Genomic DNA, 11,899 nt, shown 5'->3' with positions numbered 1-11,899 from the left:
AACGTCGGCCAAGCCCGTCCAGTCACTAGCAAAACAGCCCGCCAAGGGCGTCACTGCGATGCAACTGATGAGGACCGCCAGCCATGCCTAGCAAGAAAGAAGCGCCACGGGAAAGCCAGCTTGCCGGAACCGACACCCCGGATCGCGCCAACACCAATGCCAAGCTGCAAAGCCTGGAAACCGTGCGCAGCGACGCCACCGGGCAGGCGCTGCGAACCAATCAGGGCGTGAAGATCGCCGATAACCAGAACAGCCTGAAAGCCGGCCCGCGCGGCCCGTCGCTGCTGGAAGACTTCATCATGCGCGAGAAGATCACGCATTTTGACCATGAGCGGATCCCGGAGCGCATCGTGCATGCCCGGGGTACCGGGGCTCATGGCTACTTCCAGTCCTACGGCAAGCATGCCGAGCTGACCAAGGCCGGGTTCCTCCAGGACCCGGAGAAGATCACCCCGGTGTTCGTGCGTTTCTCCACCGTGCAGGGCCCCCGTGGTTCCGGCGATACGGTGCGCGACGTGCGCGGTTTTGCCGTGAAGTTCTTCACCGACGAGGGCAACTTCGACCTGGTCGGCAACAACATGCCGGTGTTCTTCATCCAGGATGCGATCAAGTTCCCCGACTTCGTGCATGCGGTGAAACCGGAGCCGCATAACGAAATACCCACCGGCGGCAGTGCCCACGATACCTTCTGGGACTTCGTCTCGCTGGTACCGGAGTCGGCGCACATGGTGATCTGGGCCATGTCGGACCGGGCCATCCCGAAAAGCCTGCGGACCATGGAAGGCTTCGGCGTGCACACCTTCCGCCTGATCAATGCCGAGGGCGTGGCCAGCTTCGTCAAGTTCCACTGGAAGCCGAAGCAGGGCGTGCTTTCGCTGCTTTGGGACGAGGCGCAGAAGCTCGCCGGCAAGGACACCGACTATCACCGTCGTGACCTCTGGGAGGCCATCGAGACCGGCAACTACCCGGAATGGGAGCTGGGCGTGCAGATCGTCCCGGAGGCCGACGAGCACAAGTTCGACTTCGACCTGCTCGACCCGACCAAGATCATTCCCGAGGAACTGGTGCCGGTGACGCCGCTGGGCAAGATGGTGCTCAACCGCAACCCGGACAACTTCTTCGCCGAGACCGAGCAGGTGGCCTTCTGTCCGGGGCATATCGTGCCGGGTATCGACTTCACCAATGACCCGCTGTTGCAGGGGCGCTTGTTCTCGTACACCGATACGCAGATCAGCCGTCTTGGCGGGCCGAACTTCCACGAGATCCCGATCAACCGCCCGCTGGCGCCGAACCACAACGGTCAGCGTGACGCCATGCACCGGGTCACCATCGACAAGGGCCGCGCGGCCTATGAACCCAACTCCATCGATGGCGGCTGGCCGAAAGAGACGCCGCCGGCCGCGCAGGATGGCGGTTTCGAGTCGTACCAGGAGCGCATCGACGCGCACAAGATCCGCCAGCGCAGCGAGTCCTTCGGCGACCACTTCTCCCAGGCGCGGCTGTTCTTCCACAGCATGAGCCCGAGCGAGCAGGAGCATATCGTCAACGCCTACAGCTTCGAGCTGGGCAAGGTCGAGCGCGAACACATCCGGGCGCGGCAGGTGAACGAGATCCTCGCCAATATCGACCTGGAGCTGGCGGCCAAGGTGGCGGCGAAGCTGGGGCTGCCGGCGCCGAAGGCCGGGACGGTGGACGTGCCGAAGCTGTCGTTGAAGGCTTCCCCGGCCTTGAGCCAGATGAATCACCTCGGTGAGAGCATCAAGGGGCGCAAGGTGGCGCTGTTGGTGGCCGATGGTGTGGATGGCGCGCTGGCGGACAAGCTGGTCAAGGCGCTGGAAGCGGAGAGCGTGCAGATCAAGGTGCTGGGGCCGACGTCGGCGCCGGTGAAGACGGCGGACGGCAAGACCCTGGCGGTGGATGCGTCGATGGAGGGGCTGCCGTCAGTGGCGTTCGATGCGGTGTGGGTGGCGGGAGGCAAGGGTGTCGAGGCGCTGAAGGGCGATGGCGTGGCGGTGCACTTTATCCTGGAAGCCTACAAGCATCTCAAGCCGGTGGCCGGGCATGCCGAGGCGAAAGCCTGGTTCGACAGCCTGAATCTCAAGGCGGACAGCGGGTTGCTGGCGGGGAATGATGCCAAGGCGATCAAGGCGTTTACCCAGGCCATTGGCAAGCATCGGGTGTGGGAGCGGGAGGCTGCCGCTAAAGCTGTTCCAGCCTGATATGGCCTCATCGCTGGCAAGCCAGCTCCCACAGGGACCGCGTGCGCCGCGAAACCTGTGGGAGCTGGCTTGCCAGCGATAGGGCCATCAGCAACACCACATCAGCTATCAGTGCGCTTCGGTGTCAGTACCACCTGGGCCGGCTGGCTACGGTGAATCTCACTGCGCTGCTGCAGGTCAAAGGATGGATCACGCTTGCCAACCCGCTTGCCCAGCAAGGTCGACAGCCACGGATAGTCGGCCTTGCGCGGCACCTGGAACACCACATCACACTCATAATTGACGACATCGTCGGCGATATCGTCGAGCTGACGACGCAACTTGCCGATATCACCAATCTCCAGGGCAATCACCGTGCTCGGCGCCGTCGGGTCGATGACCTTGGCCTTCGGCTTGGCTTCCGCCGCTTTCAACGCCGCTTCGGCGCGGTCCAGCTCGGCCTTTCGGGCCTGGGCAATCGCACCATTCACACCGCCGGTCAACGCCGGTGCCTTGGGCATCAGCGCCCGGGCGCGGGCCAGGGCGGTGGCCGCCGCATTCACATCACCCTTCTGCAGGACGATCTGGCTGCGTTGCAGATAGGCCTCGGCCAGTTGCCGCTGGTACTGCTCGAGGCGGCTGTCCTCCGGCGCTTGCGCCTGCAACGTGGCCAACTGGTCCTCGGCGGTGGCCAGCTCATTGCTGGCGATGTTCTGCTGCAATTGCTGCCAGGCATCCGCTTCGGCGGGCACGGCAGTGCTCTCGACCGGCTTGCTGGCGCAGGCGGTCAGAATCAGGGAAAACGCGGCAAGGAGCAGATAACGGGAGGCGAACGGCTTCATTCCTACGACTCTCTATTTGCGCGAAAAACGAGCAAGTCTACACCCAGTCCGTGGGCGGGAACATCATTCCTTCGCTGGCGCTCGCGGGGTCTCGAGGGTGGACGCCGCCGCGCAGGCGGCGCCCGCTATGCCGGTCAGCGCCGGGGCAGGGCCAGACTCAACAAGAATAGCACCGCGGCACAGACCACGATCGAGGGGCCCGCAGGGGTGTCCTTGAACCAGGACATGGCCAGGCCGCCACAGACCGCGACGACCCCGATAAGACTGGCGCCGAGGGCCATTTGTTCCGGAGAGCGCGCATGTCTTTGCGCGGCCGCGGCAGGGATGATCAGCAGCGAGGTGATCAGCAGCACGCCGACGATCTTCATGGCCACGGCAATGACGATGGCGATCAGCAGCATCAGCGCCAGGCGCAGGCCGGCGACCGGCAGGCCTTCGACCCGGGCCAGCTCCTCGTGCACGGTCACCGCCAGCAACGGCCGCCACAGCACGACCATCAGCACCAGCACCGCCGCGCTGCCGCCGAGGATCCAGGCCAGGTCGCCGGGGCTGATCGCCAGCAGGTCGCCGAACAGGTAGCTCATCAGGTCGATGCGCACGTCGTGCATGAAGCTCAGCGCCACCAGGCCGAGGGACAGGGTGCTGGGGGCGAGGATGCCGAGCAGGGTGTCCGAGGCCAGCGGCTGGCGCTGTTGCAGGGTGACCAGGAGCAGCGCCAGCAACAGGCAGCCGACGGTCACCGCCAGCGCCGGGCTGATATCGAGCATGAAGCCCATGGCCACGCCGAGCAGGGCGGCGTGGGACAGGGTGTCGCCGAAATAGGCCATGCGCCGCCAGACCACGAAGGAGCCGAGAGGGCCGGCGACCACGGCCAGGGCCAGGCCTGCGAGCAGGGCGTAAAGCAGGAAATCAGCCATGCTTGCAGTTTTCTCCGTGCACATGCGGGGCGACCACCGAGCCATGCAGGTCGTGGCTGTGGTCGTGATGGTGGTGGTAGATCGCCAGGCTCGGCGCGTTGTTGCCGAACAGCTCGACGAAGGCCGGGTCGCCGCTGACCTGCTCCGGGTGCCCGGAGCAGCAGACGTGACGGTTGAGGCAGACCACCTGGTCGGTGGTGCTCATGACCAGGTGAAGGTCGTGGGAGACCATCAGCACGCCGCACTGGTGGCGGTCGCGCAGGCGGGTGATCAGGTTGTACAGCTCGGCCTGGCCGGCGACGTCGACGCCCTGCACCGGTTCATCCAGCACCAGCAGCTCGGGCTCGCGCAGCAGGGCGCGGGCCAGCAGCACGCGCTGCATTTCGCCGCCGGAGATGGTCTGGATCGGGCTGTCGATCACCTGTTCGGCGCCGACTTCTTCCAGGGCCGACAGGGCAGCGGCGCGGTCAACACCGGGGACCAGGCGCAGGAAGCGCAGCACCGACAGCGGCAGGGTCGCGTCCACCTGGAGCTTCTGCGGCATGTAGCCGATACGCAGCTTCGGCTTGCGCCAGACGCTGCCGCTGCCCGGCTTGAGCAGGCCGAGCACGGCGCGCACCAGGGTGGTCTTGCCGGCGCCGTTGGGGCCGATCAGGGTGACGATCTGGCCCGGTTCGACGGTCAGGTCGATGCTGTCGAGGATGCTCTGCCCGCCGATGGTCACTCCCACCTGTTGCAGGCGGATCAAGGCGTTGCTCATCAGGCGCTCCGGCAACTGGCGCAGATGCCGACCACTTCGACGGTCTGCGATTCGACGCTGAACCCGACATCCTTGGCGCTGGCGACGATGGCGTTGCTGATCGCCGGCTGTTCCAGCTCGATCGCCACATGACACTCGCGGCAGATCAGGAACTGGCCCTGGTGCGCGTGTTCCGGGTGGTTGCAGCCGATGAAGGCGTTGAGCGAGGCGATGCGGTGCACCAGGCTGTTTTCCAGGAGGAAATCCAGCGCCCGATAGACGGTTGGCGGCGCGGCACGACGGCCGTCCTGCTCGCTGAGCACGCCGAGGATGTCGTAGGCACCCAGCGGCTTGTGGCTCTGCCAGACCAGCTCCAGCACGCGTCGGCGCAGGGCGGTCAGACGCAGCCCCTGGCGGGCACACAGGGCATCGGCCTCGGCCAGGGCGGTGTGGACGCAATGGGAGTGATCGTGTGGGCGGTTGGCCAGCGGAGTATTGGGCATGGGCGGCGACGGTTTTGGTGAGAGACGTTATTATGTTACCTGTCTTTGCATCAATGAGCGCTCATCGTGTCCCGATTATTTGCCCTTTTTGTCGCTTTTGCCTCAACGCTCGTCGTGCTGACCCCGGCCCAGGCCGAGGTCCGCATGCTGACCAGCATCCAGCCGCTGCAACTCATCGCCGCGGCCGTCCAGGACGGCGTCGGCAAGCCGGAAGTGCTGCTGCCGCCGGGCGCTTCGCCGCACCATTACGCGCTGCGTCCGTCAGATGTGCGGCGGGTGGCGGAGGTCGATCTGCTGTATTGGATCGGGCCGGACATGGAAGGCTTCCTGCCCCGTGTGCTGAATAGCCGCAGCAAACCGACCGTGGCGGTGCAGGGGCTGCCGGGCATGAGCCTGCGTCACTTCGGCGAGGACAGTCACTCCCACGAAGAACACGCGGATGACCCGGACGAGCACGATCATGATCACCGTCCCGGCACCCTCGATGCCCACCTGTGGCTGTCGACGGTCAATGCCCGGGTGATCGCCGCGCGCATGGCGGCGGACCTGAGTGCAGCGGACCCGGCCAATGCGGCGCGCTACCAGAGCAACCTGAAGGGCTTCGAGCAGCGCCTGGACGTACTTGACCAGAACCTGAAGCAGCGCCTGGCGGGCGTGGGGGACAAGCCGTTCTTCGTGTTCCACGAGGCGTTCGACTACTTCGAGTCGGCTTATGGCGTGAAGCATACCGGCGTGTTCAGCGTCGCCCAGGAAGTGCAGCCGGGCGCGCAGCATGTGGCGGCGATGCGCAAGCGTCTGCAGGAAGTGGGCAAGACTTGTGTGTTCAGCGAGCCGCCGTTGCGGCCGCGGTTGGCTGAGACCCTGACGGCAGGGCTGCCGGTGAAGCTGGCGGAGCTGGATGCGCTCGGTGGGACGCTGGCGGTGGATGCCAAAGGGTATGAGACGTTGCTGACCAACCTGGGGAATGGGTTGGCGGGGTGTCTGGAAAGCCTGTAGCGCCTTCATCGCTGGCAAGGCAGCTCCCACAGGTTTCGCGGCGCACGCGGTCCCTGTGGGAGCTGGCTTGCCAGCGATGCTCTTAAAGGGCAAACGGCAATGCCAGGCTCACATCCTGCCGCGCCTTCAAGCGCACCTCGAACTCCGCCGGATCGTGAATCATCACATCCATCCCCGCGAATGACTCCGCCGCGATCAACCGCGACAGCCAGAACCGCACGCACGCCACCCGCAGCATCACCGGCCAGACCTCGGCCTCCGCCGCCGTGAACGGCCGCAGCGCCGCATAGGCGCCGAGGAATGCCCGCGCCCGCGGCAGGTCGATCGCCCCCGCCTCGTCACAGCACCAGTCGTTCATGCTGATCGCCAGGTCATACAGCATCGGCCCCGAACAGGCGTTGTAGAAGTCGATCACGCCGGTCAGGTGCGTGCCTTCGAACATCGCGTTGTCGCGGAACAGGTCGGCATGCACGTTGGCCCGTGGCAGCGCCATGATCCGCGCATGATGGGCGCCGATCTCGTCCAGGCTGCCCTTGAGCAGCGCCTGCTGCCCGGCATTCAGGCGCGGCATCAGCTCGTTGCCCGCCTCCAGCATCCAGTCCAGGCCACGGTCGGTCTTGCGTTCCAGCGTGTGCTCGCGGGTCGCCAGGTGCAGGTGGGCCATGAACTCGGCGACCTGTACGCAATGCTGGGCATTCGGTGCCTTGATGTGCTTGCCGGCCAGGCGCGGCTGCAGCAGCGCCGGCTTGCCGGCCAGCTCGCGCAGGGCCACGCCGTCGGTGGCTGGCAGGGCGTAGGGCACCGGCAGGTCGGCCTGGTGCAGCACTTCGAGCAGTTCGACGAAGAACGGCAGGTCCTGGATCGGGCCGCGTTCCACCAGCGTCAGCACGAACTCCCCCTGTTCGAGGCTGATGAAGAAGTTGCTGTTCTCGGTACCGGCGGCGATGCCCTGGAAGTCCAGCAGGCGGCCCAGTCCATAGGGGGCCAGGAAGGTTTCCAGCTGCGGCCGGGTCAGGGGGGTGAAGACAGACATGGTCAAAAACTGCTCAGTCAGGCACGCCGTCGCGACGTGCAGGGTGGATGTTAAGGGTCCGCGTTACCACTCGAAGATTTTCCAGGAGGGAATCAGCATGTCGGGCTGGTCGGACCGGATGAAGTTGGCGTCGCTACCGTCGGCACGCACCAGGAAGTACGGCTTGCCGCCCTTCGGTGTGACCTTGATCGCGTACAGGAAGCCGTTCTGACGGTATTCCTGAATGGTTTTGTCACCTTCCGTGCGAATGGTTACTTCCGGCTCGGCCGAGGGCGCTTCGTCTGCGGCTAAGGCCGCGACCGGTGTGCCGACCAGAAGACCGAGCAACAACAGGCGATTGAATGTACCCATGATAACCTTGTCCCTTTGTCGTCAATGTTCCGGACATTCTAGCGCCGGGCCCGTCGAAAAGGTTGATTCCGCTCATGAGCCAAACCCCCCTCGTCCTGGTGGACGGTTCTTCGTACCTCTACCGTGCCTTCCACGCGCTGCCGCCGCTGACCACCTCCAAGGGCATGCCGTCCGGTGCGGTCAAGGGTGTGCTGAACATGCTCAGGAGCCTGCGCAAGCAGTACCCGGAAAGCCCCTTCGCGGTGGTCTTCGACGCCAAGGGCGGCACCTTCCGTGACGAAATGTTCGCCGACTACAAGGCCAACCGCCCGAGCATGCCCGACGACATGCGCGTGCAGATCGAGCCGCTGCACGCCGCCGTGCGCGCCCTGGGCTTCCCGCTGCTGTGCGTCGACGGGGTCGAGGCTGACGACGTGATCGGCACCCTGGCCCGCAGCAGCGCGGCAGCGGCCCGTCCCGTGGTGGTGTCCACCGGGGACAAGGACATGGCGCAACTGGTGGACGAGCACGTTACGCTGGTCAACACCATGACCGGAACCGTGCTGGATATCGAAGGCGTAAAAGGGAAATTCGGTGTCGCTCCGGAACAGATCATCGACCTGCTGGCGCTGATGGGCGATACCGCCGACAACATTCCCGGGGTCAAGGGCGTGGGCGAGAAAACCGCCGTCGGCCTGCTGATCGGCGTGAATGGCGGCCTCAAGGAGCTGTACGAGAACCTCGACCTGGTCCCGACCTTCCCCATCCGTGGCGCCAAGACCCTGCCGGCCAAGCTGCTGGAGAGCAAGGAAATGGCCTTCCTCTCCTACCAGTTGGCGACCATCAAGTGCGATGTCGAGCTGGACGTGGGCCTGGACGACCTGCACCTGCGCGAGCCGGACCGCGACAAGCTGATGGAGATCTACACCCTGCTGGAGTTCAAGGGCTGGATCGACGAGCTGGAGCGCGAGGCCCGTCGTGCCACTCAGCCGGCGCCGGTCGCCAAGGTGGACGTGGCTGTAGCGGTGGTCAGCGAGGACGCCGTGGCGGTTGCCGAGGTGGAAGTAGAGGTCGAACCGCAGTACGAGACCATCCTCGAACAGGCCGACTTCGACCGCTGGCTGCAGAAGCTCAAGGATGCCCCGCTGTTCGCCTTCGATACCGAAACCACCGGCATCGACGCGCAGCAGGCGCAATTGGTGGGCGTGTCCTTCGCGGTGAAGGCCCGTGAAGGCGCCTATGTCCCGCTGACCCACAGCTACCCGGACGCACCGGCTCAGCTCGACCGCAACGCGGTACTGCGGGCGCTCAAGCCGCTGCTGGAAGACCCGGCCAAGCTCAAGGTCGGCCAGCACGCCAAGTTCGACATGAACATCCTGGCCAACTGCGCCATCGACGGCGACCCGGCCAACGGCATCACCGTGCGCGGCATCGCCTTCGATACCATGCTCGAATCCTACGTGCTCAACTCCACGGCGACCCGCCACGACATGGACAGCCTGGCGAAGCTGTACCTGGACTACAGCACCGTGAAGTTCGAGGACATCGCCGGCAAGGGCGCCAAGCAGGTGACCTTCGACAAGATCCACCTGGACAAGGCCGGCCCCTACGCCGCCGAAGACGCCGACGTGACCCTGCGCCTGCACCAGGCGCTGTTCGCGCAACTCCAGGCGATCCCGACCCTGGCCAGCGTGCTGACCGATATCGAGATGCCGCTGGTCCCGGTGCTGGCGCGGATCGAGCGCCAGGGCGCGCTGGTCGACCCGGAGCTGCTCAAGCTGCAGAGCCAGGAACTGGGCGACAAGATGGCGAAGCTGGAGGAAGAGGCCATCGAGCTGGCGGGCGAGCCGTTCAACCTGGGTTCGCCGCGTCAGTTGGGCGCGATCCTCTACGACAAGTTCGGCCTGCCGGTCCTGAAAAAGACCGCCAAGGGCCAGCCGTCCACCGCCGAGGAAGTGCTGGATGAACTGGCCGAAGAAGGCTATCCGCTGCCGCGGGTATTGATGCAGTACCGCTCCCTGAGCAAGCTGAAGAGCACCTACACCGACCGCCTGCCGGAGCAGATCAATCCGCGCACCCAGCGTATCCATACCTCGTATGGCCAGGCGATCGCGGCCACCGGGCGCCTTTCCTCCAGTGACCCGAACCTGCAGAACATTCCGGCCCGTACCGCCGAAGGACGGCGCATTCGCCAGGCGTTCATCGCACCGCCCGGCTACAAGCTGCTGGCGGCGGACTACTCGCAGATCGAACTGCGCATCATGGCCCACCTGTCCGGTGACGAAGGCCTGATGAATGCCTTCCGCAATGGCCTCGACGTGCACACCGCCACCGCCGCCGAAGTGTTCAACGTGGCCCTCGACAAGGTGACGTCCGACCAGCGGCGTAGCGCCAAGGCGATCAACTTCGGTCTGATCTATGGCATGGGGGCGAAGAAGCTCGGCAAGGACATCGGTGTCGAGACCAAGCAGGCCAAGGCCTATATCGATGCCTACTTCGCCCGCTACCCGGGTGTGCGCCAGTACATGGAAAGCACCCGCAAGCTGGCGGCCGAGCAAGGCTTCGTGGAAACCCTGTTCGGTCGCCGTCTGTACCTGCCGGCAATCAACTCCAGCCGCCCGATGGAACGTGCCGGTGCCGAGCGTACGGCGATCAACGCGCCGATGCAGGGCACTGCGGCCGACATCATCAAGCGCGCCATGGTGGCGGTGGACAACTGGCTGGAAAGCTCCGGGCTCGATGCCCGGGTGATTCTCCAGGTACACGACGAACTGGTGCTGGAGGTTCGCGAGGACCTGATCGACCAGGTCCGCGAAGAAATTCGCCCGCACATGAGCAACGCCGCGCAACTGGAGGTTCCGCTGGTGGTGGACGTGGGAGTTGGCGCGAACTGGGACGAAGCGCACTGAACATGAGGGGAACGTCCGCGACATAAGGTCGCGGACAATGCCCGACTGTTTAGGTCGGGTATTAAGACATTTCCTGTTTATCGCAAATAGTTTCTACACGCCCGGAACTAATCCGGTGAACCGACACTCAGAGTTACTGAATGGCTGGTGAAGCCCTTCAATGCTCCTATGTTGTGTTAAGTGTTGGCAGATATCCGGACCCCGCCCTAGCGGTTCGGAACTTGAACCCCGAACTTCCCCCTCCCCATACGAAGTCCGGGGTTTTTTTTGCCCGGAATTTGCCGGGCAGGCCCTCCCGGGGCCTTATTCCGCAGGCTTGTCAGCCAGTTCCAGCCAGCGCGCGAGCACCGCGTAGGCTTCTTCCAGGCCCTGGCGCTTGGGCGCCGAGAACAGCTGGATGGTGATGCTGTCGCCCCAACCCTTGCGGATCTCCGATTGCACCTTGAGCAGGGTGTTCTTCGCTGCGCCGAAGGTCAGCTTGTCGGCCTTGGTCAGCAAGATGTGCATCGGCATGCCGCTGGCCTTGGACCAGTCGAGCATCATCTTGTCGAAGTCGGTCATCGGATGGCGCACGTCCATCATCAGGATCAAACCCTTCAAGGCCTCGCGGCTGCCCAGGTAGGCCTCCAGGTGTCGCTGCCAGTGCTGCTTGAGCGGAATCGGCACCTTTGCATATCCGTAGCCCGGCAGGTCGACCAAACGCCGATCGTCATCCAGACTGAAGAAGTTCAACAACTGGGTGCGGCCCGGGGTTTTCGAGGTACGCGCCAGGCTGGCGTGGGTCAGGGTATTGAGGGCGCTGGACTTGCCGGCGTTGGAACGCCCGGCGAAGGCGACTTCGTAGCCCGCGTCAGGCGGACACTGTTCGACCTTGGCGGCGCTGATGGCGAATTTTGCCGTCTGGCAAAGTCCGAGGATGGGGTTTTTGACTTGCATGGGATGTCCGAAGTGAGCGTTGCCCGGGGTGGGTGCGGCAGGGTGTGTCGTTTCCGTTTCGGCAACGGGAGTATATAATGCCCTATATTTTGTGTGCGCATTATCCCAGCGTAGGAGGATGTGCACGGGGGCTCAGACTTTAAAGGTTGCGCACTAGAACGCAATGAGTCCCCAGCCCTGAAGGGTCGTTTAATGACGAAATGGCTGCTTGCAATCGGTGTATTGATACCGTTTACCAGCGCTCAGGCTACACAGGATCCCGAGGCGTTGTACAACCGCACGTGTGCGGCCTGTCACGCCGGGCAGCTGCCACAGGCCCCGAAAAAGGGTGACCGTGCAGCCTGGGAGCCAAGGCTGGCGCAGGGGATGGAGATATTGACCGGGCATGTAACCCAGGGTTTCAAGGCTATGCCACCGCGTGGATTGTGCATGGACTGCAGTGCCGAGGACTACCAGGCAATCATCGAGTGGATGAGCCAGTAGGCCCGATACATAA

The 11,899-nt window shown here is 64.5% G+C and carries 11 protein-coding genes; 4 read left to right on the top strand and 7 right to left on the bottom strand.

What is annotated here, in order from left to right; translation table 11 throughout:
• The first annotated feature begins 83 nt into the window (after positions 1–83).
• Positions 84–2,219, top strand: a complete 2,136-nt coding sequence (gene katE, locus PSEMO_RS04660; protein WP_075802003.1) for a catalase HPII — start codon at positions 84–86, stop codon at positions 2,217–2,219.
• A gap of 101 nt (positions 2,220–2,320) precedes the next feature.
• Here katE and PSEMO_RS04655 read toward each other — a convergent pair whose 3' ends face one another.
• The 4 genes from PSEMO_RS04655 to zur form a co-directional block, all read right to left on the bottom strand.
• On the bottom strand, positions 2,321–3,040 hold the full coding sequence (locus PSEMO_RS04655; protein ID WP_075802002.1) for a PA5502 family lipoprotein: 720 nt from the start codon (positions 3,038–3,040) through the stop codon (positions 2,321–2,323).
• Positions 3,041–3,174: 134 nt separating this feature from the next.
• On the bottom strand, positions 3,175–3,957 hold the full coding sequence (gene znuB / locus PSEMO_RS04650; RefSeq protein WP_075802001.1) for a zinc ABC transporter permease subunit ZnuB: 783 nt from the start codon (positions 3,955–3,957) through the stop codon (positions 3,175–3,177).
• Positions 3,950–4,717 carry a zinc ABC transporter ATP-binding protein ZnuC gene (gene znuC / locus PSEMO_RS04645; RefSeq protein ID WP_075802000.1) on the bottom strand — a complete coding sequence of 256 codons (768 nt, stop codon included), beginning with the start codon at positions 4,715–4,717 and terminating at the stop codon, positions 3,950–3,952. Before znuC ends, znuB begins: the two co-directional genes overlap by 8 nt.
• Positions 4,717–5,199 carry a zinc uptake transcriptional repressor Zur gene (gene zur / locus PSEMO_RS04640; protein WP_075801999.1) on the bottom strand — a complete coding sequence of 161 codons (483 nt, stop codon included), beginning with the start codon at positions 5,197–5,199 and terminating at the stop codon, positions 4,717–4,719. Before zur ends, znuC begins: the two co-directional genes overlap by 1 nt.
• 66 nt (positions 5,200–5,265) lie before the next feature.
• Between zur and PSEMO_RS04635 the strand changes: the two genes are divergently transcribed.
• Positions 5,266–6,195, top strand: coding sequence for a zinc ABC transporter substrate-binding protein (locus PSEMO_RS04635; RefSeq protein ID WP_075801998.1), 930 nt, complete (start codon positions 5,266–5,268; stop codon positions 6,193–6,195).
• Positions 6,196–6,277: 82 nt separating this feature from the next.
• Here the strand turns inward: PSEMO_RS04635 and PSEMO_RS04630 are convergent, their stop codons facing one another.
• Together PSEMO_RS04630 and PSEMO_RS04625 are read right to left on the bottom strand one after the other, a co-directional pair.
• A complete protein-coding gene (locus PSEMO_RS04630; protein WP_075801997.1) occupies positions 6,278–7,228 on the bottom strand; it encodes a homoserine kinase in 951 nt (316 codons plus the stop codon).
• A gap of 63 nt (positions 7,229–7,291) precedes the next feature.
• Positions 7,292–7,579, bottom strand: coding sequence for a DUF2782 domain-containing protein (locus PSEMO_RS04625; protein ID WP_075801996.1), 288 nt, complete (start codon positions 7,577–7,579; stop codon positions 7,292–7,294).
• Positions 7,580–7,653: 74 nt separating this feature from the next.
• Between PSEMO_RS04625 and polA the strand changes: the two genes are divergently transcribed.
• Positions 7,654–10,467 carry a DNA polymerase I gene (gene polA / locus PSEMO_RS04620; RefSeq protein WP_075801995.1) on the top strand — a complete coding sequence of 938 codons (2,814 nt, stop codon included), beginning with the start codon at positions 7,654–7,656 and terminating at the stop codon, positions 10,465–10,467.
• 303 nt (positions 10,468–10,770) lie between these two features.
• Here polA and yihA read toward each other — a convergent pair whose 3' ends face one another.
• Positions 10,771–11,403 carry a ribosome biogenesis GTP-binding protein YihA/YsxC gene (gene yihA, locus PSEMO_RS04615; protein ID WP_075801994.1) on the bottom strand — a complete coding sequence of 211 codons (633 nt, stop codon included), beginning with the start codon at positions 11,401–11,403 and terminating at the stop codon, positions 10,771–10,773.
• A gap of 192 nt (positions 11,404–11,595) precedes the next feature.
• Here yihA and PSEMO_RS04610 point away from each other — a divergent pair, with 192 nt between their 5' ends.
• Complete coding sequence (locus PSEMO_RS04610; protein ID WP_075801993.1) at positions 11,596–11,886, top strand: c-type cytochrome; 291 nt, start codon at positions 11,596–11,598, stop codon at positions 11,884–11,886.
• The last annotated feature ends 13 nt before the right edge of the window (positions 11,887–11,899 follow it).

This window comes from Pseudomonas putida, assembly GCF_001941965.1.
In the GTDB taxonomy this organism is placed as follows: Bacteria; Pseudomonadota; Gammaproteobacteria; order Pseudomonadales; family Pseudomonadaceae; genus Aquipseudomonas; species Aquipseudomonas putida_L.
This window is presented reverse-complemented; position numbering and strand designations above follow the sequence as displayed.

What these genes read in the sequence shown, in the direction of transcription:
- katE (WP_075802003.1), top strand. Translation starts at nt 84, where the DNA reads ATGCCTAGCAAGAAAGAAGCGCCACGGGAAAGCCAGCTTGCCGGAACC.
- PSEMO_RS04655 (WP_075802002.1), bottom strand. Translation starts at nt 3,040, where the DNA reads ATGAAGCCGTTCGCCTCCCGTTATCTGCTCCTTGCCGCGTTTTCCCTG.
- znuB (WP_075802001.1), bottom strand. Translation starts at nt 3,957, where the DNA reads ATGGCTGATTTCCTGCTTTACGCCCTGCTCGCAGGCCTGGCCCTGGCC.
- znuC (WP_075802000.1), bottom strand. Translation starts at nt 4,717, where the DNA reads ATGAGCAACGCCTTGATCCGCCTGCAACAGGTGGGAGTGACCATCGGC.
- zur (WP_075801999.1), bottom strand. Translation starts at nt 5,199, where the DNA reads ATGCCCAATACTCCGCTGGCCAACCGCCCACACGATCACTCCCATTGC.
- PSEMO_RS04630 (WP_075801997.1), bottom strand. Translation starts at nt 7,228, where the DNA reads ATGTCTGTCTTCACCCCCCTGACCCGGCCGCAGCTGGAAACCTTCCTG.
- PSEMO_RS04625 (WP_075801996.1), bottom strand. Translation starts at nt 7,579, where the DNA reads ATGGGTACATTCAATCGCCTGTTGTTGCTCGGTCTTCTGGTCGGCACA.
- polA (WP_075801995.1), top strand. Translation starts at nt 7,654, where the DNA reads ATGAGCCAAACCCCCCTCGTCCTGGTGGACGGTTCTTCGTACCTCTAC.
- yihA (WP_075801994.1), bottom strand. Translation starts at nt 11,403, where the DNA reads ATGCAAGTCAAAAACCCCATCCTCGGACTTTGCCAGACGGCAAAATTC.
- PSEMO_RS04610 (WP_075801993.1), top strand. Translation starts at nt 11,596, where the DNA reads ATGACGAAATGGCTGCTTGCAATCGGTGTATTGATACCGTTTACCAGC.